This is a genomic window from Acinetobacter sp. WCHA39, from assembly GCF_002165385.1.
In the GTDB taxonomy this organism is placed as follows: domain Bacteria; phylum Pseudomonadota; class Gammaproteobacteria; order Pseudomonadales; family Moraxellaceae; genus Acinetobacter.
Map to the genome: position 1 here is coordinate 98,430 of NZ_NHRP01000003.1, position 20,970 is coordinate 119,399.

Sequence of the window (20,970 nt, forward strand, 5' to 3'; positions counted from 1 at the left end):
TTATTGTCCATTAATTCAACCAAGTTTTGATCACCTCATACTTGGTTGAATTTCGTATTTTTTAGCTTATTTATCAATCAAACTTTTGATTTTTTCCACAGTTTCAGTCGGATGCTCTAATGGGAACATATGTCCACCATTAACAATTGAAAAAGGAATACCCAATTTCCGTTTAGCAACTTGAGGAAGTTTTTCTTTTAAGAACACACTATCACGACCAACAACCAAATGAACAGGTACTCTAGGTTTTGGCATAGGTAACCACCACATTGATGGTGTAGTTCTAAACATTGCAACCTCATCCACTTTCGGGATGGTTAAAGTCACTCCACCCTTTAATGGATCATTGCTCAAAGCATGCTGAATATAAGCTTGGAAGCAATCTGCATCAAAGTGTTGATAAAATCCTCTAGAGCCCAAAAGTTCTGCTGCTTGTTCACGAGACTCCCAATGATCACGGCGACGTACAGATAGACCTGCTGGCGTAATTTTATCGACCAATTTAGGTTGAAAAACTTTAGCAAGATGAAAAGCAAATGATGCTTTACCTATAATAAATGGTGGGTCCAGCATAATCACTTGAGAAAACAACTCAGGACGACGATAAGATGCCATTAGTGTTAATACAGAACCTAACGAGTGTCCCAAGCCAATTACTTTTCGACCTTGTGATTGTTGCACGATACTATCAATGATTTGATCAACTAAATGCCTCCACCCATGCGTAATTGGATAACGTTTATCAGTGCCAATCTCTGCAACATAAATAATGTCATATTGATCTTTTAACTGCTCAAATAGCTTCTGATAAACTTTAGATGGAACACCATTAGCATGTGCAAAATGAATCAAAGGTTTCATAAGCGTTTCTTTAAATTTATATATTGATTGGTCGATTATCTCGCGCTGCAAATGCTTTGCAATTTAAAAGGGAGAACTGCCCAGTTATGTTTAAAAATAAAAAAGGCTGTGAATGATCACAGCCTAGTCTTGATGATTATTGTATTTTTGCATTTTGTTGGGTTTGTAATTGTGCAGAAAGTGAACTACTAATTCCTTCACCAATCTTTGTACCCATACGTCCTAAAATCGACTCTAAAGGATTGCGTTGAACAGTATAATCTAATTTCTGATCTACTTTAAGATCGCGCATCAATGTTGTAATACTACCACTACGATCTGCAACACCTAATGCAATTGCCTGTTCACCCGTCCAGAATAGACCAGAAAATACCGCAGGATCATTTGACTTTAATCGTTTTCCACGACCTTCTTTGACTGCATTAATAAAATGTGTATGAACATTATCTAAAACAGCTTGCACATGTGCTTGTTGCGCTGGATTAATTGGCTTAGTCATACTTAGAATGTCTTTATTATTACCAGAAGTTAAAGTACGGTCTTCAACACCAAGTTTTTGTGCTAAACCACTCAAACCATAGTTCGGCATAATCACACCGATTGAACCAACCAAACTTGATGGGTTTACAATGATCTCATCTGCCGCAGAAGCAATATAGTAAGCACCCGATGCACCCATATCACCAATCACAGCATAGACTTTTTTATCTGGATGTTGTTTTTTAAGGTAGCGAATCTCTTGCCAAATCTCATCAGATTGCACGGGTGAGCCACCAGGAGAATTAATATTCAATGCAATCGCTTTACTGCCAGTGGCTTCAAATGCACGATTTAATGCTTTATTGGTGTCTTCACTATTGACAGTAGATTGACCACTAGAAGAATCAATAGTTCCAACAATATCAATCACAGCTAAATGATCAGAGCTGACATTCGTATTTGATTTTTCTACAGAAGTTGAGCAGCCTTTGCTCATTGCGATCAATACGATTAATAAATACGCAAAACCTAAGCATTTAAAAAAGATGCTCCAACGTCGACTACGGCGTTGTTCTTCGACAGAAGCCAAAACAGCTTTTTCTAAAATCTGCCATTCTTTGCCTGTCACATTATTGCTATTTGTAGGTTCATTTTGTGGTTTTGGTGGCCAATCGGACATAAGATTCCAATCCAATGTATTGTAAAGTGAATTTATTATATACGCTGATTTATAGAAAACTGTTTAAATAACTTGTTTTAACTTATAATTATTTTATACGTTATACTCTCCTCTTGTAATTTTTTTAATGTTTGATATATGGCACACCCCAAATCAACAAATAGTAATTACCGTCTCATCCAATTTCTGAGTCATCAACCACTCCAATTAGGTCGTTTTATCGCAGGTTTTGTTGCACGATTACTCAATAGTTTCCAGCTTTCTAAACTCTCAAAAATTATACAATTGAATTTACAGATCGCATTTCCTGAAGCATCTCAACAAGAAATAAATCAATTAAAAAAACAAGCAATTAAAAATGAACTAACCTCTTATTTTGAATTTGTGAGCATTTGGGGAGCTTCAAATGAGAAAAATATTCAGCGCATTCACAAAATTCATAATGAGCATTATTTTCACGAAGCCCTCGCAGAGAAAAAAGGACTTGTCCTGATTATGCCTCATTTGGGTACTTGGGAAGTGATGAATGCATGGTTATCCAAACATACTCAAATGACCATCCTTTATAAGCCAGTGAAAAATCCTGATGCTGATCGTTTTGTTCGTGATGCACGTAGCCGTAATCAAGCGAATTTAGTACCCACTGATGAAAGTGGAGTTCGTCAGATTTTTAAAGCATTAAAACAAGGTGGTACAACTGTTATTTTACCTGATCACACCCCTGATCACGGTGGTGAAATGATTAAGTATTTTGGGATTCCCTTGGCATCGAGTAGTTTAAGCGCAAAGTTAATTCAAAAAACAAAAGCACGAACTTTATTCCTTTATGCTTTGAGGAATGACCAAGGTGGATTCGACATGCATATCGAGCGTATCAATCCTCAAATTTATGAAGGCAATGCCGAAGATGGTACGCTTATTATTCATCAGACTTTGGAAAATTTAATCCAACGTCTTCCAATGCATTATCACTGGAGTTATAAACGATTCAGTGCGAACCCTAGCTTACGCAAAATTTATGATATTGACGTCAACGAAGCTTTAGCAAAAGTTGCTGAAGTTCGTCGGCAAGAAAATACTCAACTTTAATCCTATAAATATTGTGATATGAAAATATTACAATATTTAAGTTATTTTCTTTCCAACCATTTAATTTGCTGTCTTTGCTGTCTGAGCTCAACCTTACCATTTTCAAAAACAAAACGAATTGTTCCTGCTTCAACCGTAGTTAACAATGGAATGTGTAGCGCCTGTAGACGTTTTTTCAACTCTTGACTGGGATGTCCATAACGATTATCAAACCCTGCCGAAGCAATCGCAAGCTTAGGTTTTAAAGTCGCTAAAAAATCATAAGCAGAACTATGTTTACTCCCGTGATGTCCCAAGATCAAAACATCTACTTTTAAATCGGGATATTGTTGCATTAATTTATATTCAGCCTCCCAACCTGCATCTCCCATGATTAAAAATTTTTGATAAGGTTGGGCATTTAGAAACTGCAAATACACCATACAGGAATACTCATTTTGCTGATCCTTTGCATGAATAAGCTCATCTGATTTAGGGGATAGAATTTCAACTTTTAGATTTTCATATGACCAATGCTGACCTTGCTGACAAAATGAGAAATTGTTTTTGAACTGCATTTTTTGGTCATATTCATTTGACTGAACTTGGGATATTTCAAAGTTTTTTTGAATAATAGGGAAAGCACCACTATGGTCTTGATCAAGATGAGATAAGATTACATGGTCGATGTGGCGTACACCTTGTTGCCGTATAAATGGAATAACAACCCGCTCGCCTAAACTAAATTTATTTTCATTGTAAGAGCCCCCTGTATCAATCATAAAGATTTGTTCGGGATGTTGTAAAAATACAGCTTGCCCTTGTCCAACATCTAAAATATTTAAAACCGTAGGTTGAGTCTTTACACCTATACATATAGGTAAAAAACAAATCAATGCCCAAGCTTTAGGAATCGTCCCCCTCGGCATAAATAAAATAAGCATACCAAGGATTAAAGATACCATCATTAAGGGTGTATAACTTACCCCATATAAATGCGGTGCAATATTTTGCAAGATGTCTAAAATTGACATCAATATAGATAATACAAAATCATTAATTTGAAATAAAAACTGCCCTAATGCAGGAATGATGAGCCAAATACATGCAGCCAGAATATCTAATGGCACAACGACACCGCCAAGTAAAGGAATTGCAATTAAGTTACTTACAGGTGCAATCCAAGAAACTTGCTGAAAGAAAATCAAGACTAATGGTAATAAGGCGATAAAGATCTTAGATTGCGATTCAACCAAAGCTTTAGCAGCTAAAAATATTTTTTGAGTCCACGTAATCGGCTGATCTTGCGGTAATTGTGCAATGGTCTGATAAACTCTAAGTAGAATAAAACAGGCCCCATATGACAGCCAAAAACCAGCGGATAGAATACTAAAAGGATCAAAAAGTAATAATATACTGGCACTATAAATCAATAAGCTAAATGGGCGAATCGATTGACGAAAGAAGAGAAAAATACTTGCAAGCAAAGCAGTCAATAAAGTTCTGATCGCTGGAATCTCAAAACCAACAAATGCCACATAGACCAGAACACTGAGTAAAAATGGCAATAATAATAAAATTTGTCTAGGCTGCCATAAGTATAGATGTGGGCAGTAATGCTGTATGAGACGTTGTATCAACCAAGACAACATGAATGCAAAGATCAACACATGTGGACCAGAAATCGCTAACAAATGCGAAATTCCAAGCTGTTGAAATTGTTGTTTCAATGTGTTGGATAACAGGCTTTCATCACCTGTTAGCAAGGCTAAAAGTAAACCTTTATGCTGAAGCTTAGAAGTTTGCAACATCTGCCGAAATGCTAAGCGTTTCATCTCAACGCTTAATAAAAACTTAGCAGAAAAGCTTTGCTGTTGCTTTAAGTGACCTTGATAACCCAAACGGTAAATTTCATCAAAGCTTAAAGGTTGAATAGACTGCACTGAAAATGCAGACATTATATTTTGCTGTAAAAACCATTTTTCCTGATCAAATGCACCCACAACAGCATAACTATGCACTGGTTTAATCTGACCATAAACTCGATAATAATGACCCAACTGTAAACTTTGCTTCTGATTTAACTGATATTTGTCTTGTTTTAAATAAAGTAACCAGTTGACAGATTGCTTATGTCGACTAAGTACTTCAGCAATTTGCTTATGACCATCATCACTCAATTCATCTATATTTTTAATATAAACAATTGCTTCATAGGACTGTGATTCAAACTCTTTTAATTGCAGTCGTTGTTCTAATGCGGAATCTGCAAAATAATATCCTGTTGTAAACAATCCCCAGCTTGCACTGATTAAAATAAGCGCTTTATAAAAAGGCCGATAAAAATAAGATTCTTTCTTGTATATGCCAAAGCTAAAGATCAGGATTGCAATAGCCAACCAAATCCACCATGTCAGCTCGATAAAATCAAGATGAAATCCCATGATTGCAATACCAGCAATCCAGCCCAATAAAATAATTTTTAGCATGTAATTTTTTAATTAAGTTTTTGATTTTTCTGAACGCAAAATTAAAGCCCGTTTTCAGGGCTTTAACAAGAGATTAAACAAAATAAATTATTTTGGATCAATCCATAAACCATCTTGCATATGCAAAATCGAATCTGCTGATTGAGCCAATTGCTCATCATGAGTCACGATTAACATCGCCATATTCAGCTCTTTTTTGAGATCAGTCAGCAATTCAAAAATACTCAATGCTGTTTTACGATCTAAATTACCAGTTGGTTCATCTGCTAAGACAACTGCAGGTTTCGTCACTAAGGCGCGCGCTAAAGCCACACGTTGACGCTCACCGCCCGATAATTCACCTGGTTTATGATCTAAACGATGCGATAAACCGACACGATCAAGTAGGTATTCTGCTTGTCTTTTAACATCCTTATAATTACTTTCACGACGTAACATCAAAGGCATGGCTACATTTTCTAAAGCAGAAAACTCAGGCAACAAATGATGAAATTGATAAACGAAACCTAGATATTGATTACGTTTATAACCACGCTCTGCTTCGCCTAAATTATCAAAACGCTGACCTTGCAAAAAGACTTGTCCTTGCGATGGTTGTTCTAGGCCACCAAGCGCATGTAATAACGTACTTTTACCTGAACCACTCGAACCAACAATGGAAACAAACTCGCCTGCTTTTACTTGAAGTGATAAACCTTTAATCACTTCAACTTTGCTTTTACCATCATCAAAATGTTTATAAATATCTTTGGCTTCTAAGACGATCTTACTCATAACGTAATGCCTCAGCAGGTTGAACTTTGGCTGCACGTAATGCAGGATAAATTGTCGCCAAAAAACTCATCAATAATGAAACAATGACAATTACCGTAACATCTTGCCATCTGAGATATGAAGGCAGATAGTGAACAAAATAGGCATCAAACAAGTTCAAACCTAGAGCAGTATTGAACCAAGAAATAATATCGCTAATGGTCAATGCTAAAGTTACACCTAACACTGTTCCTGCAATCGTTCCAATGACACCAATCACTGTGCCTTGTACCATAAAAATTTTAGTGATCATGGACGGTGAAGCACCGAGAGTCCGCAGAATCGCAATATCAGATTTTTTATCTGTTACGACCATTACTAAAGATGAAACGATATTAAATGCAGCAACCACAATAATCAGAACAAGAAGTAAACCCACTAAGGTTTTTTCCATCTGAATTGCATTGAAAAGATTGCCGTGCGTATACGTCCAATTCGATGCGTAGAAATTACTTGGTAATTGTTTCACGATATCATCTGCAACAGATGGTGCGGCAAAAATATCATCTAACTTTAATCGCACGCCTTGCGCACCATCAGGCAAACGCAATAATGTTGATGCATCATTTAAGGCGATATAACCCACCATCGAATCAACTTCTGCACCTACACTAAAAATTCCAACCACTTTAAAACGTTTAAAGCGTGGTACAACACCTGCTGGTGATGGTGTTGCTTCAGGCAGAACTAAGGTGACATTGTCATTTAAACCAAGACCAAGTGCATCGGTCATATCCTTGCCTAGAACAATACCGAACTCGCCTTTCTTCAAAGCATTTAAATCACCTGAGACCATATGGTTTTGGATAATTGAAACTTTCTTTTCATATTTAGGCTCAATTCCGGTCACCATAATCCCTGCAACTTGCCCTTGAGCGGTTAACATCCCTTGCAATTGAGTAAATGGTGCAACACCTGTCACATGCGGATGGTGTTCAACTCTTTTTACAAGCTCAGGCCAATCTGTTAGTATCTGAGTAGAAGAAACTGTGGCTTGCGGAACCATTCCAAGAACACGATTTTTTAATTCACGGTCAAAACCGTTCATAACAGACAGTACTGTAATAAGGACAGCAACGCCAAGGGTTAAACCAATCATGGAAACCAAGGCAATAAAAGAAATAAAATGATTACTTCGCCGAGCACGAGTGTATCTCAACCCTATATACAGCGAAATTGGCTTAAACATACCATTTAGTCCGAGGTGATTTATTATGGAAAATTCACAACATCAGCTTGTTGAGGACAACTCTGAACGTCGAGTGATGTCTCGTATTGATGCTGTGTTAAGAATCAACTATCAAGTCATTCCTGACGACGTTGCGCTGAATGATCCTTATGATTCTCACTTTGTATTGCCACGCTATTTTCTACTACTTGCTGAATTAGATCAATTTGATCATGCATTTCGCTACGAATTAGAACAATTAAATGAAAAAGATCAACAAATTGCTCGCATATTATCCCTTTTCAATCAAAAATTAAATCTGATTACTGGTTCTTTTTACGACAATATCGTGCAATCCCTACTACCAGTACCTGAACAAGTTAACTTTTCCGAGAATGGCTTAAGCTTCTTCAGCTCACAAGCTCTTAATGAAGGAACCTATATTCATATTACGTTGAGTCATCCTGAAAACTACTTTCATATCGCAGCAACTGCTCAAGTTGCTTACAGCTCAGCAGATGAACAAGGTAAATTCCGTATTGGTGCTTATTTCATTACCCTTAATCCACAAGATCGTGCCAAATTAGCGGAAAGTATTCAAGATTCACAACAAACTGAGAGTAACCCAAATTAAATATGAAAATGTGATTTTCATATTTTCAAACGGCGATAGGTATTAAAATCTTTATAAAAATAAAGACACAAACCTAATAGAATGATGCTTGCCCCAACAAAAACTTGTGCAGATAATTGTTCATGATTGAGGTAAGCACCTATGAGTATTGCCAACATTGGGGTCATCACCGTCGTCAGTGACAAAGTGGTGGCTTTCAAATTTTGTACCAACTTGAAATAACAAAACATCGCAATTAATGAAGCCATTACAACGGTATAAGTCAATGCTAACAATGATTTCGTCGAAGGAAAGTGCGTTGGTGCATGTTGCCAAATCCAAGGTAGTAATAATATGGCTAAGATTGTTGAAACCAGAATTGAACCAGTTGCTTGAGCCATCGGTTGCACATCCGCATTGATTTTTTTCACCAGAAAAATAGAAAGCGAATATGCAAAAACACTCATCAGCATTAAAACAATACCTATCGGCTGCACATGTTTTTGACTACCACTCAGACAAATCATCGCTAATCCAATAATTGAGGTTCCCATCCCCAACCACTGCAAACTCGCTAACTTTTGTTGAAAACCAAAACTTCCAATCAGCCCAGCCATGATCGGAGCTAAGCCAAACATCAATGCAATCAACCCAGAACTTAAATAAGGTGTTGCTGCATAAGTAAAAATTTGCGAACCGATCAAACTTAATGAACCAGCTACATAACTTGATAACGCAACTTTATGAATCGGGAATTTAACCTTTAACAGCAATAACACGCTAACCGCCAAAGGTAAGGCAATAAAAAAGCGCAATACCAAAGCCCACATAGGGTTTAAGTCAGTAACACTCCAAACAATTGCCAATGGCGTGGTTGCCCAAATGAATACTAATAATCCATACGTCAGTACTAAGTTGATTCGTGAAGGCATATTTAGCTCAAGAAGCGGTTTTGCGTTTTTGTTTGAAAATAGTTTGATCTAAAGAGCTTGAGAATTCACGTTTATCACGTTCAGAAATAGGTGGTGGACCACCTGTTTGGACACCAGCTCCACGCAAAGTATCCATAAAATCACGTAAATGCAGGCGTGCTTTAACATTTGCAACCGTATAAATTTCACCTCTAGGATGAATTGCAATGCCGCCTTTTTCAATTACTTGTGCAGCAAGCGGAATATCTTGTGTAATGACAATATCATTTTCATGCATACGCTCAATGATTTCTTTGTCTGCTTGATCTGCCCCACTCATCACCTGAATCGAATTAATCCGTAGAGATGGCGTAATCCCAACATTCTGATTAGCGACAAAGGTAACTTCTAACTGATAACGATCAGACGCACGTAAAATCACTTCACGTAAAATTTTAGGTAAAGCATCCGCATCTACCCATAATTTAAATGGCAGCACGTTGGCACAAGCTCATAAAAATAAAAATATAGTGTAGCAGATTACGGTAAAAGTAGAGTTAGCATCATTAGAATAATTGCTGCTATCCATTTCATTGATTAGATTTGAGATCAAAAACAGAAATTTGAATTAATTTTTAATGAATTACATATCCAGACTTGAAAAATGGATGTTACCCTCGATTTAATAGAATAAGTTCAATCTTTTTAGCATCACGCTTTATGAAAAATCAAAACAGTCCTGAAACTATTAAAATTCAAGATCAAAATTTCGGCAATCATGTTGAGCATTGGAACCTATTGACTGATACACCCGAAACAGATGTTCCCAAATGGTTAGGATTGGCACTTGATGCTCCAGTGATGCCTATGGGTTTATGTGAAGATGAACAAGATATGGATCAATCATTTTGGTTGATTCAAGGGCCAAAGGGTCAGTCTATTTCAATCAATCAAATTATTGCGGTTGAAAATCAAAAACCACGCGCATTAAAAACAGCATTCCCAAGTTTTGAAAGCCCATATAAATATGATGCCCAAATTGAGCGTATTATTACTTGTAATTCTGCGACTCAAGCAGTATTACGTCTGAGTTTAAATAAAAATACGGTTATTTATGCATTTGATAATTTATTCAGTGTTAATCACTGCCAATATGATCAAAATCAAACTTATCAAGTTCAATTTAATGCTTGGGCATATGAATTAGAAGCAGTTGCTGAAAATGAAAAAATCATTGTTGATGACCCTGCATCGATTAAACATCATCGTGCTTTAAATGCTATTTTGGCTGAACATAATGGTGTTGCACCAGAAAACTTACAAGAGCTGATTAACGACTGGCAACCACAAACACCTGAAGATCACGAACCTGTGACCGTTGATTTTTCTAAAATGGTGGCATATTTGTATGGTGAAACATTAGGTCAAGAAGATGAAGCTTGGTTCCAAGGCAATATCGTGGGCAAAACAACCATGCAATTTATGCAAGATGAATATACGCTGTATGATGTGACTTTAGTTTTAGAAGATGATTTACCTGCAATTTTAATTCGAATTGCAACAAAAAATGATTTGTATAAAAACTTTAACATTGGCGAATATATTCGCGGCAACCTATGGATTCAGGCGAATATTTATGCTAAAACTGCACTAAAGTGACAAAAAATCACACAAATGGCATTTTTAGGCGTTCTAATGAAAATTATACCAGAACAGACAACCACCAGTTTGATTCATTCGAGTGATCAAGGTCTTAAACTTGATATTGGTGCTTTTTGCTTTTTTTTACTTGGTATGTTTTTAGCAGCACTCTTTTTTCATCAAATCGGCTTATTTTAATTTTTAGATTTAAATTGTGTTAATAAAAAAGCCCTCATTCATGAGGGCTTTATTTTATGGATGATAAATTGCTTAACCGTGACGTTTTGCAAACTCGTCCATGAAATTAACCAATGCTTGTACCCCTTCTAAAGGCACAGCATTGTAAATACTTGCACGCATACCGCCCACAGAGCGATGACCTGCTAAGTTAAGCAAATGGCTTTGCTCAGCTTCTTTCAAGAAGGTTTTTTCAAGTGCTTCATCTGCAAGTGTGAATGGTACATTCATGATTGAACGATTTGGAATTGCGATTGGATTATTATAAAAATCACTAGAATCAATATATCCATAAAGCAATTTTGCTTTTTCTTGGTTTACTTTATACATTGCGTCTACACCGCCTTGTTCAAGTAACCATTCAAATACTAAACCAGACAAATACCAAGCATAAGTTGCAGGCGTATTTACCATTGAATCATTTTTTGCCTGATCTGAATATTTCAAAATGCTTGGAATTTCAGGTTTTGCTTGATCTAATAAATCATCACGCACAATAACGATCGTTAAACCTGCTGGGCCAATATTCTTTTGTGCCCCAGCATAAATTAAACCGAATTTACTTACATCTAATGGTGCAGACAAAATGCTTGAAGAAAAGTCACATACCAACGGCGCATTAACGTCTGGTACACCTGCAAATTGTAGACCACCAATCGTTTCATTATCCGCATAGTGCACATAAGCCGCATCGTTTGAAAGATTCCAAGTACTTTGCTCAGTAATGGCGTGTTTTCCATCAATGAGCGTACCCGCTTCAATGACATTGATGTCCCCATAACGTTTTGCTTCTTTCAACGCTTTTTCAGACCAAATACCAGTATGAATATAATCAGCTTTCGCATTCTTGCCGAGCAAGTTTAAAGGAATTGCTGAAAATTGAAGCGATGCCCCACCTTGTAAGAACAATACTTTATAGTTCTCAGGAATGTTCATGAGCTTACGCAAATCTGCTTCAGCTTTTTCCGCGACAGCAACATAGTCACTACTACGATGACTCATTTCCATGATCGACAAACCTTTACCTTGCCAATCCAACATTTCTTGTTGAGCTTTCTCTAAAACGGCAGTAGGTAATGCAGCAGGACCAGCGCAGAAATTATAAGCACGCATGAGTTTTCCCTTGTCAAAGTGAAACAAATTGAAATGGGGATTTAATCATAGATTAGCTAAGGTTGCAGCAGCTTATCGAGTAAATATTTAAATTTAATTGAAAATAATGGGGAATTTTCCAATCATGTTTTTGCACCCCATTTTATGGATTTACTCATTTTCAGCAGAATATTTCCATCATCAGAAAAACAGGATTTGGCCGTGCGGACACTAGACTAAAAACTCTATTTTTTACAAATTCAATACACCAATTGAAGTGATATAACTATTTAATTAAAAACATAATATTTCAATTTTATAAAAATAATTTAGACTAACGCAGGATATTATTAAATTGCGACATCAGATCATGTTGAAACGGCATCATCGACCGAATTTTAAGGTCAAACGGTTTCCAAGGCAGTTGAGTTTGAGTATGAGCTTGATCAGTTGTGCTCTGTTCTCCATGCCTGTATTTGCCCAAACCCTGAGCTATGGTGAAGCTGAACAATATGTCGTGCAAAATGCGTATAGTTCTCAAGCGCAACAAGCCTTACAGCAAGCATCGCAATTAGAAATGGAAGCTGTTAAAAATTTAGGCTTACCAAGAATTGATTTAAATGCTCGAGCCTATGCATTTCATAGTGAAACGAGCGTGCCTCTTGAATCAAGTAAACGTCGTTTAGAAAATTCATTAACAAATGGTTTCGATGAAAAATTATCTCAATGGCAAAATGTATTACCTCCAGAAGTCATCGATCAGGTCAGCCAAGGTTTTGATCAAGTTGTTAGCGATGGTTTAAATAAAGTTCCAAATAACTTAGATGTCACTGTTGAAGATCATGATGTTCGTACTTCAGTTTCAATGGTTATGCCGCTATATACAGGTGGAAAAATTAATAGCGCTAAACAAATCGCCACCATTCAAGCAAAACGCTCAAATATTAGTGAAAAACAACAGCAAGATACACAACGTTTCGAAATGATTCAGGCTTATTTCAATGTGCAATTACAACAACAATTAGCCAAGTCAGCGTTGTTTAATTTGAATGCGATGCAAGAACATTATAACAATGCGCTAAAACTTGAAAAACAAGGTTTTATTAACAAGGGACAGCGTATGCAATTTGAAGTTGCACGCAATAATGCTGAACGTACTTACCAAAATGCACAGTCTAATTTAAAAGCGAGCGAATTTATTTTACAGAATCTATTACAAACCAAAGAAAGTGTCAGTCTAAGTACCCCACTTTTTGTGAATTTAACTCAGAATCATTCTTTGGATAAATTGCTTGCAAATTATGATCAGAACTCAAGTTTGATTAAAAAACTACAAATAGATACTGAATTGGCCAATGAAAATGTGAAAGTTCAACAAGCCTCTAAAAAACCAAGTGTTTTTGCTTTTGGAGAATACGGCTTAGATAGCAAAGAAAATTGGATTGTTGGTGTGATGGCAAAATACAATTTATTCTCAGGTATAGACAATAATAAAAATATCCGTGCAGCAGAGCTCAAAAAATATGCAGCAGAGCTTATGACTGAACGGACAAAACAAGAAGTCGAAAATGTTTTATACAAATCTTATAGTGAATTAAACTCTTCGCAAAATAGCCATCAATTACTTACCCAGAATACCAAAGCAGCTCAAGAAAATTTAAGAATCCAACAACTTTCATTTAAAGAAGGTATGGGTACTGCAACGCAAGTGATTGACGCACAAAATACTTTAAGTACTTTAAAAACTGAAATGGCACTCAACTCGTATAAATATATTTTATCTTTGGCCACCTTATTACAAAGCTATGGTTCTATTGATGAATTTAAGCTTTACGTTAATCAACCACGTACTGACTATATCCGCTAATTGGAGAAATTTATGAGCCAGAATCCATCATCATCCAATTCAGAACGTGATACAGATCAAGTCAATCAAACAACAGATGCTCAAACAAAAGAAACAGCATCTGAACCAGTTTCTCTAATTGAACATACAGAAAAAGTAGAAACTGAAACAGCACCTTTGAATAAAAAAATTCCACCGAATAAATCATCTAAAAATGGAAAACTCAAACTTATTGGGTTAATTATCCTTATTTTATTATTCGGTTTAATTGCATATGGTCTATGGAAGGCTTATCAACCTCAGACCATTGAATTACAAGGTCGCGTTGAAGCAGAAACAGTACATATCAGCACCAAAGTTCCAAGCCGTATTGAAGAGTTTTACGTCACTGATGGACAACCCGTTAAAAAAGGACAGGCTTTGGTTCGTTTTGTTAGTCCAGAGTTAGAGGCAAAGAAAGAGCAAGCACAAGCAGCTTTACAAAGTGCTACAGCATTTCATTCAACCGTATATCGTGGTGCTCAGCAAGAGAATATCGAAACCTTATACGCCAACTGGCAAGCAATGAAAACCCAAGCTGATTTGGCAGCAACCACTTATAAACGTGGTGAAAATTTATTTCAACAAGGTGTCATTTCTCGTCAACGCCGTGATGAAATGTTAGCCGCCCAAACTTCGGCACGTGAAACTGCTGAAGCAGCTTATCAACAGTACGCACGCGCTAAACGAGGCAGTACGGAGCAACAAAAATCAACTGCTGATGCACAAGTGGCTATGGCTCAAGCAGCGGTAAAAGAAGCCAATGCTTTAACCGAAGAGACCAAACTGTATTCACCGACTGATGGTACTGTTTCTAAAACTTACGGTAAACCAACTGAGTTAGTCGCGACAGGTATCCCTGTAGTAAGCATTATTGAAGACCATGATTTATGGGTAAGTTTGAATGTCCGTGAAGACATGTATAGCCCAATTTATAAAACCAAAACTCTGGAAGGTTTTATTCCTGCACTCAACCGTAAAGCAAATTTTAAAGTGAAAAAAATTGATGCCGAAGGTGATTTTGCAACGATTAAGACAACAAGACAAACTGGCGGTTATGATATTCGTAGCTTCAAATTTCATTTAGTACCAGAACAAACCATTCCAGACCTAAAAGTCGGTATGAGTGTTTTATTTAACATTGCAGAGGCAAAGTAACCGATGTTTGCAGTAATGCTTCGGGAGTTGCGCTATTTAAAACGCCATAAAGCTGATTTTTTTATGGCGATCATTGCCCCTTTGTTGTTGATTCTTCTTTTTGGCAATATGTTTGCATCGGGTAAAGCTGAGCATTTACCTATCGTTGTGATTGATCAAGATCAAAGTGAAATGAGCCGTAAAGTCATTCATGCACTGAGTATCAATCATACTTTACAAGTAAAAACTATCACCACTAGCCAAGATGAAGCCGAACAGCTTATTAATAAAACTGAAGCATGGGGATTCGTTTTAATCCCCGATGGTGCAGAACAAAGATTAGTACAAGCACAAGATGCACAAATCAGTATTGCCTACAATCAATCTTTTTTTAGTATTGGGAATACCATTTCCTCTGCAATGCTGATGAGTACATTAAACGGTATGGCAGATTATACGGGACAGAGTTACTTATCAAATGTAATCCCCTACTTGGATGTTCCCACACCAAATATTAAGATTTCTACGCTATATAATCCTAATATGAGCTATGAACTATTCCTTGAGCCGTTCATGGTCCCCGCAGTTTTGCATTTACTGCTTTGCTGTTGTGTGGCTTTTGCGATCGGACAGGAATTTAAAAGGAAAACCCTGAATGAATGGGTTGACTCAAAACACATTATTTCTAGGCTATTAGGTAAAATCCTAACCTATGTTTTTATTTTCTGTTTCTGGACATGGTGCTGGATGTTCTGGTTGGCACATATTCGTGGCTACTTTATTGCAGGCTCGCTCAGCCTAATTTTGCTTGCACAATTTTTACTTTATTTTTCTTATGCTGTCATCAGCAGTACAGTTGTATTAGCCACCAAAGATCTACCTAAAACCTTTGGTTTTATTGCACTTTACGGTGGATCATCACCTAGTTTCTCGGGCATTACCCTACCCTTGAACAATGCACCAGCATTTACTCAATTTTGGTCAATGATTATTCCGTATACGCCTTATGCGAAACTACAAACTGAGCAATGGGTGATCGGTAGCGATATTTCCGTATCTCTCATTCCTTTTGGTATTTTAGTTATTTTCTCTGCTCTTTATTTAGGTTTAAGTATTCGTTTATTGAAGAAAAATATTCAGGAGCAAAATCAATGAAATCATTTTGCTTCTATTACATCCAAACGTTTAAAAATATTGTTGCAAATAGTTCTGTATTTACCACATTGATTGCAGCTGTAATCATGTATAGTTTTTTCTATCCTACTGCTTATAAAGCTCAGTCGGCAGCAGATATCCCAATTGTGATTGTTGACCAAGAACAAAGTATTTTAACTTCAAAAATTATTAGTCAAGCTGCTAATAGTCCACATATTCGAATCACAACAGTTACCGATAATTTCCTAGAAGCTGAGAAACTCGTAAAAAATCAGAAAGCTGAAGGCATTTTACTTTTACCCGAAAATCTTACCAATAGTTTGAAACGCGGCGAAATGGGTGGAATCGGTCTTTACCTAAGTACAGCCTATTTCATTCGAACCAAAGAAGTGGGAATTGGTCTAGCGACTTCAATTAAAGCGAGTTTACAAGAATATTTAGAAAAATTTGGCAAAGCTTCTTCATTTCATCCTGAGATATCAATTCATCAGATTCCTCTATTTAATACATTATCTGGCTATGGCAGCTATATTTTTCCTGCTGTATCTAGTCTTATTATTCATCAAACCATATTACTCGGGCTCGCAATGTTGATTGCGAGCTATAGAGAAAAAGGTTGGGTTGCCAACCGATCAGAGTTTTTTGCGATTTTTGCGGCAATATTAACCATCGGATGTTTGGGTTGTCTCTATTTATTTGGCTTTACATTTTGGTTATATGAATATCCGCATGGGGGTAATTTCTGGGGAATGCTATTCGCTGTTCCAATTTATGTGAGTTGTATCATTGGTTTAGCAATGCTTATTGGCTCATTGGTGGATATGCCCGAACGAGTCGGACATTTAATTGTTGTGACTTCAGTGCCTTTGTTTCTATTAACAGGAACAGCATGGCCACATCAAGCTATGCCTGAATGGATGCAATTCTTGGCGTGGTTACTACCATCCACCAATGGCGTACAAGTGTTCGTACAACTGAATCAGATGGGGGTCGCAACATCAATTGTTGTTCCTAAACTTATTTATCTTGCGACGGTGGCTGCAATTTTACTGGCACTTTCTTATTATCGGTTAGTGATGATGAAATCAATAAAAAAGGAAGCCGATTAGCTTCCTTTTTTATGATCTTAGATGACTTACGCTTCTGGCGTATCATCTTTTGGTTCTGCCGTAACGTCTTCAGAAGTTACCGCTTCAACCTCAGTAGCCTCCACTTCTTCTGTCGCTTCCAACACTTCGTCATCTTCAACAGCTTCAATTGAAACCACACCCACCAGTGTTTCAGCATCGCTTAAACGAATTAAACGCACACCTTGTGCATTACGACCTGTGGTTGCAACTTCAGCAGCACGCGTACGCACTAGTGTGCCTCCATCAGATATCAGCATTAGTTCCTTGGTTTCATCGATGGATACCGCACCAACAAGCTCACCATTCCGTTCGCTGGTCTTGATGGCAATCACACCTTTACCACCACGTTTCTTGGTTGGGAAGTCATCCACTGGGGTACGCTTACCATAACCGTTTGCACAAGCACACAACACTTCACCTGTTTCAGGTACAACCACAAGTGAAACAATGCGGCTGACAACATTCGAATCTGATGAATCATCATTGTCATCGCTATCATCATTTTCGACTTCAGCATCCTCAGATTCAACGGTATTGCTTGCAAAACTCACACGCATACCACGCACGCCTTTTGCAGTACGTCCCATCGCACGAACATCTGTTTCAGCAAAACGAATTGCCTTCCCTTCGTTCGAGAACAACATGATCTGCTGATTACCATCGGTAATTGCAACACCGATTAAAGTATCTTCTTCGTTCAACTCAATCGCACGTAAACCATTAGAACGAACATTGCTAAATTGTGCTAATTCAACACGTTTAACCGTACCTGATGCTGTTGCCATGAATACATAGTGATTTTCAGGGAATTCAGTCAACGGTAAAATTGCAGTCACGGTTTCATTTGCATCCAATGGAAGCAAATTAATAATTGGACGACCTTTTGCACCACGTGAAGCTTGCGGAACCTCAAACACTCTCAAGCGATAAACTTTACCAACATTGGTAAAGCACAATACTGTCGCGTGATTCGATGCAACAATCAAATGTTGAATAATATCATCATCTTTCATCGAAGTTGCAGACTTACCACGACCACCACGACGTTGCGCTTGATAGTCAGAAAGTGGCTGAGTTTTCGCATAACCTGTTTGAGAAACAGTCAATACCACTTGTTCTTCTGGGATCAAATCTTCACGGCAGAAATCAACGCCTGATTCAACAATTTCAGTACGACGCCCATCACCATATTGTTGCAAGATTAAAGCAAGCTCTTCACGGATCACATTCATCAATAAATTAAAATCATTGAGAATTGCTGTTAATTCAGCGATTTGACCTAAGATTTCAAAATATTCTGCATGTAACTTGTCTTGTTCGAGACCCGTTAAACGATGCAAACGCAATTCCAGAATTGCGGCAACCTGTGTTGGAGATAAACGATAAATATCACCTGACAAACCAAATGGACGTGTAGGGTCTTCGCCTTCAATCTCATCGGGACGAACTGAAATCGCGCCAGCTTTTTCTAGAAGTGCGACAACACCACCACCAGCCCATTCACCAGCCTGTAAACGCTCACGTGCTTCACTAGGATTGGCAGAAGTCTTAATGGTTTCAATAATGGCATCAATATTCGCTAATGCAACAGTCAAACCTTCTAAGATATGCCCACGTTCACGTGCTTTGCGAAGCTCATACATGGTGCGGCGTGTCACAACTTCTTGGCGGTGACGGATAAATGCCGCAATAATATCTTTCAGGTTCATCAACTTAGGCTGACCGTTGTCTAAGCAAACCATGTTGATGCTGAACGAGTTTTGAAGTTGGGTATGCAGAAATAAGTTATTCACTGCAACTTCTGCATTTTCACCACGCTTCAAGTCGATCGCAATACGCATACCGTCTTTATCTGACTCGTCGCGCAGTTCAGAAATACCTTCAAGTTTCTTTTCTTTGACTAACTCGGCAATACGCTCAATGGTTTTTGCTTTGTTAACTTGGTAAGGAATCTCAGTAAACACAATCGTAGTACGACCCGTTTTTTGATCTTCTTCGAAGTGATATTTACCACGAATATGCAAACGCCCTTTACCAGTCCGATAGGCATCAACAATGCCTGATTTACCGTAAATAATACCGCCTGTAGGGAAATCTGGACCCGTAATATGCTCCATCAAGCCTTCGATAGAAATATTCGGATTATTGGCATAGGCTAAACATGCATTCACCACTTCTGTCATATTATGCGGCGCCATATTGGTCGCCATACCTACCGCAATACCCGTCGTACCATTAATCAAAAGATTTGGAATACGTGTCGGCATCACTTGAGGAATACGCTCAGAACCGTCGTAGTTATCTTCCCAATCAACAGTATCCTTTTCTAAGTCTGCTAAGATTTCATGGGTGAGCTTTTGCATACGAACTTCGGTATAACGCATTGCTGCAGCGCTATCCCCATCGACAGAACCGAAGTTACCCTGACCATCCACCAGCATATAACGCAAACTAAAGTCCTGCGCCATACGAACAATGGTTTCATATACCGCAATGTCACCGTGAGGATGGTATTTACCGATCACGTCCCCGACAACACGAGCAGACTTTTTGTATGCTTTGTTATAATCATTGCCCAATTCGTGCATCGCAAACAATACGCGGCGATGAACAGGTTTTAGACCGTCTCTCACATCTGGCAATGCACGAGATACAATCACGCTCATTGCGTAATCTAGATATGAATGCTTGAGTTCGTCCTCAATGGCAATCGGTCTGATTTCCGATACGCTCATGCATACTCCTTGTTTACAAGTAGATGGCTCTACTTGTTTTTATGTATTCAATCTTGCAAAAAATTAGTTCAGAAAATTGAACTAAAATTAAAAAATATAGCGAAAAATTATAGCATAAATGACAGGTTAACTGGGAGTTTGCTAATCTGAAAATAGCATTTTTTTACAATAAAAAATTTATTAGAATTAATAAGTTAAAAATCTAGTTTTCCATTTTTTAGTGAACAGAATAAAAGATTACTTTTTAATCAAAATAAAGGCATTTTTAATAAAATATTCAATCCAGTTTTTTAAAATCAGCGGTATAAATAGGCACATTCTCTTTGAAAGAAAATTAAGTCTAGCTCCAAGGACTTTGCTGTTAGCTCAAAGATCATGCTGTGCATTTGACCTCGATGATGCGTTTAATGGTTAAATAGGTGTGCCAATATTTCAATCAAAGGCTCAGTATAAATTTGACCTCGACGGACATAAGTAATGGTTTGATGGAATGAAACTTCATCATGTTCATGAATAAAATTTATCAGACTTTGATCATGTTCAATTCGAGCATTCTCTAATTGGGCGAGTTGATTATAAAGAATTTCATCCAAAGTATACGTTGATGCAACAACACCTTTGATACGCTCAAACCAAAGTATATCTCCTACCAACACATGATTTGCCGTTTGCATAAGGGATTTAAAATAAACTTTACAATCTTGATTTAATTGCTCCTCTGTTAAGCTGATGAGCGTAGAAAATAACTTTTGATTTGGCCACTGATTATAATGAGCCAGCATCAGAAAATAGGTCTTAAAAGTATAATTCATCGGTAATGCTCTCATTTATTTATTCTTATTTTTAACATAAAAAAACGCCCCTTTCGGAGCGTTT

General features: G+C 37.4%; 17 protein-coding genes and 1 pseudogene. 8 read left to right on the forward strand and 10 right to left on the reverse strand.

The window, feature by feature from the left end; all coding sequences use genetic code 11:
- Positions 1–66: 66 nt before the first annotated feature.
- Together CDG56_RS02410 and sppA are read right to left on the reverse strand one after the other, a co-directional pair.
- The gene (locus tag CDG56_RS02410; protein ID WP_087546830.1) at positions 67–861 is read right to left on the reverse strand and encodes an alpha/beta fold hydrolase; all 795 of its coding nucleotides are present in this window, start codon (positions 859–861) and stop codon (positions 67–69) included.
- A gap of 136 nt (positions 862–997) precedes the next feature.
- The gene (sppA, locus tag CDG56_RS02415; protein WP_087546831.1) at positions 998–2,020 is read right to left on the reverse strand and encodes a signal peptide peptidase SppA; all 1,023 of its coding nucleotides are present in this window, start codon (positions 2,018–2,020) and stop codon (positions 998–1,000) included.
- Positions 2,021–2,158: 138 nt separating this feature from the next.
- Here sppA and CDG56_RS02420 point away from each other — a divergent pair, with 138 nt between their 5' ends.
- A complete protein-coding gene (locus CDG56_RS02420) occupies positions 2,159–3,109 on the forward strand; it encodes a lysophospholipid acyltransferase family protein (RefSeq protein ID WP_087546832.1) in 951 nt (316 codons plus the stop codon).
- A 41-nt stretch (positions 3,110–3,150) separates the two neighbouring features.
- On the opposite strand, the gene CDG56_RS02425 is transcribed toward CDG56_RS02420, so the two are convergent.
- From CDG56_RS02425 to CDG56_RS02435, 3 genes are all read right to left on the reverse strand, one after another.
- Positions 3,151–5,577: a DNA internalization-related competence protein ComEC/Rec2 gene (locus CDG56_RS02425; protein ID WP_087546833.1), complete on the reverse strand. Its 2,427-nt coding sequence runs from the start codon at positions 5,575–5,577 to the stop codon at positions 3,151–3,153.
- An 87-nt stretch (positions 5,578–5,664) separates the two neighbouring features.
- Positions 5,665–6,351: a lipoprotein-releasing ABC transporter ATP-binding protein LolD gene (gene lolD, locus CDG56_RS02430; RefSeq protein ID WP_050041672.1), complete on the reverse strand. Its 687-nt coding sequence runs from the start codon at positions 6,349–6,351 to the stop codon at positions 5,665–5,667.
- Positions 6,344–7,579: a lipoprotein-releasing ABC transporter permease subunit gene (locus CDG56_RS02435; protein ID WP_005161293.1), complete on the reverse strand. Its 1,236-nt coding sequence runs from the start codon at positions 7,577–7,579 to the stop codon at positions 6,344–6,346. The genes lolD and CDG56_RS02435 overlap by 8 nt, the downstream gene beginning before the upstream one ends.
- A 25-nt stretch (positions 7,580–7,604) precedes the next feature.
- Here CDG56_RS02435 and CDG56_RS02440 point away from each other — a divergent pair, with 25 nt between their 5' ends.
- On the forward strand, positions 7,605–8,192 hold the full coding sequence (locus CDG56_RS02440) for a PilZ domain-containing protein (protein ID WP_087536391.1): 588 nt from the start codon (positions 7,605–7,607) through the stop codon (positions 8,190–8,192).
- A 17-nt stretch (positions 8,193–8,209) separates the two neighbouring features.
- On the opposite strand, the gene CDG56_RS02445 is transcribed toward CDG56_RS02440, so the two are convergent.
- Positions 8,210–9,103: a DMT family transporter gene (locus CDG56_RS02445; RefSeq protein ID WP_087536390.1), complete on the reverse strand. Its 894-nt coding sequence runs from the start codon at positions 9,101–9,103 to the stop codon at positions 8,210–8,212.
- Positions 9,104–9,110: 7 nt separating this feature from the next.
- Positions 9,111–9,581, reverse strand: a complete 471-nt coding sequence (locus CDG56_RS02450; protein ID WP_004661117.1) for a YaiI/YqxD family protein — start codon at positions 9,579–9,581, stop codon at positions 9,111–9,113.
- Positions 9,582–9,802: 221 nt separating this feature from the next.
- On the opposite strand from CDG56_RS02450, the gene CDG56_RS02455 reads away from it, so the two are divergent.
- Positions 9,803–10,741, forward strand: coding sequence for a hypothetical protein (locus CDG56_RS02455; RefSeq protein ID WP_087536388.1), 939 nt, complete (start codon positions 9,803–9,805; stop codon positions 10,739–10,741).
- 36 nt (positions 10,742–10,777) lie between these two features.
- Positions 10,778–10,921 (forward strand): hypothetical protein, encoded by a 144-nt coding sequence (locus tag CDG56_RS17010; protein WP_171287519.1) that lies wholly within the window; start codon positions 10,778–10,780, stop codon positions 10,919–10,921.
- Between the two features lie 72 nt (positions 10,922–10,993).
- On the opposite strand, the gene serC is transcribed toward CDG56_RS17010, so the two are convergent.
- Positions 10,994–12,073 (reverse strand): 3-phosphoserine/phosphohydroxythreonine transaminase, encoded by a 1,080-nt coding sequence (gene serC / locus CDG56_RS02460; RefSeq protein ID WP_046739427.1) that lies wholly within the window; start codon positions 12,071–12,073, stop codon positions 10,994–10,996.
- A gap of 349 nt (positions 12,074–12,422) precedes the next feature.
- Here serC and CDG56_RS02465 point away from each other — a divergent pair, with 349 nt between their 5' ends.
- Genes CDG56_RS02465 through CDG56_RS02480 form a run of 4 tightly spaced genes read left to right on the forward strand, consistent with a single transcriptional unit; the run spans position 12,423 to position 17,338 of the window.
- The gene (locus CDG56_RS02465) at positions 12,423–13,919 is read left to right on the forward strand and encodes a TolC family protein (RefSeq protein ID WP_087546834.1); all 1,497 of its coding nucleotides are present in this window, start codon (positions 12,423–12,425) and stop codon (positions 13,917–13,919) included.
- Positions 13,920–13,931: 12 nt separating this feature from the next.
- On the forward strand, positions 13,932–15,095 hold the full coding sequence (locus CDG56_RS02470; RefSeq protein ID WP_087546835.1) for an HlyD family secretion protein: 1,164 nt from the start codon (positions 13,932–13,934) through the stop codon (positions 15,093–15,095).
- Positions 15,096–15,098: 3 nt separating this feature from the next.
- A complete protein-coding gene (locus CDG56_RS02475; protein WP_087546836.1) occupies positions 15,099–16,229 on the forward strand; it encodes an ABC transporter permease in 1,131 nt (376 codons plus the stop codon).
- On the forward strand, positions 16,226–17,338 hold the full coding sequence (locus CDG56_RS02480; RefSeq protein WP_087546837.1) for an ABC transporter permease: 1,113 nt from the start codon (positions 16,226–16,228) through the stop codon (positions 17,336–17,338). The genes CDG56_RS02475 and CDG56_RS02480 overlap by 4 nt, the downstream gene beginning before the upstream one ends.
- Before the next feature lie 26 nt (positions 17,339–17,364).
- Here the strand turns inward: CDG56_RS02480 and gyrA are convergent, their stop codons facing one another.
- Complete coding sequence (gyrA, locus tag CDG56_RS02485; RefSeq protein ID WP_087546838.1) at positions 17,365–20,094, reverse strand: DNA gyrase subunit A; 2,730 nt, start codon at positions 20,092–20,094, stop codon at positions 17,365–17,367.
- A 296-nt stretch (positions 20,095–20,390) separates the two neighbouring features.
- A pseudogene (locus tag CDG56_RS02490) lies at positions 20,391–20,906 on the reverse strand (DinB family protein).
- Positions 20,907–20,970 lie beyond the last annotated feature (64 nt).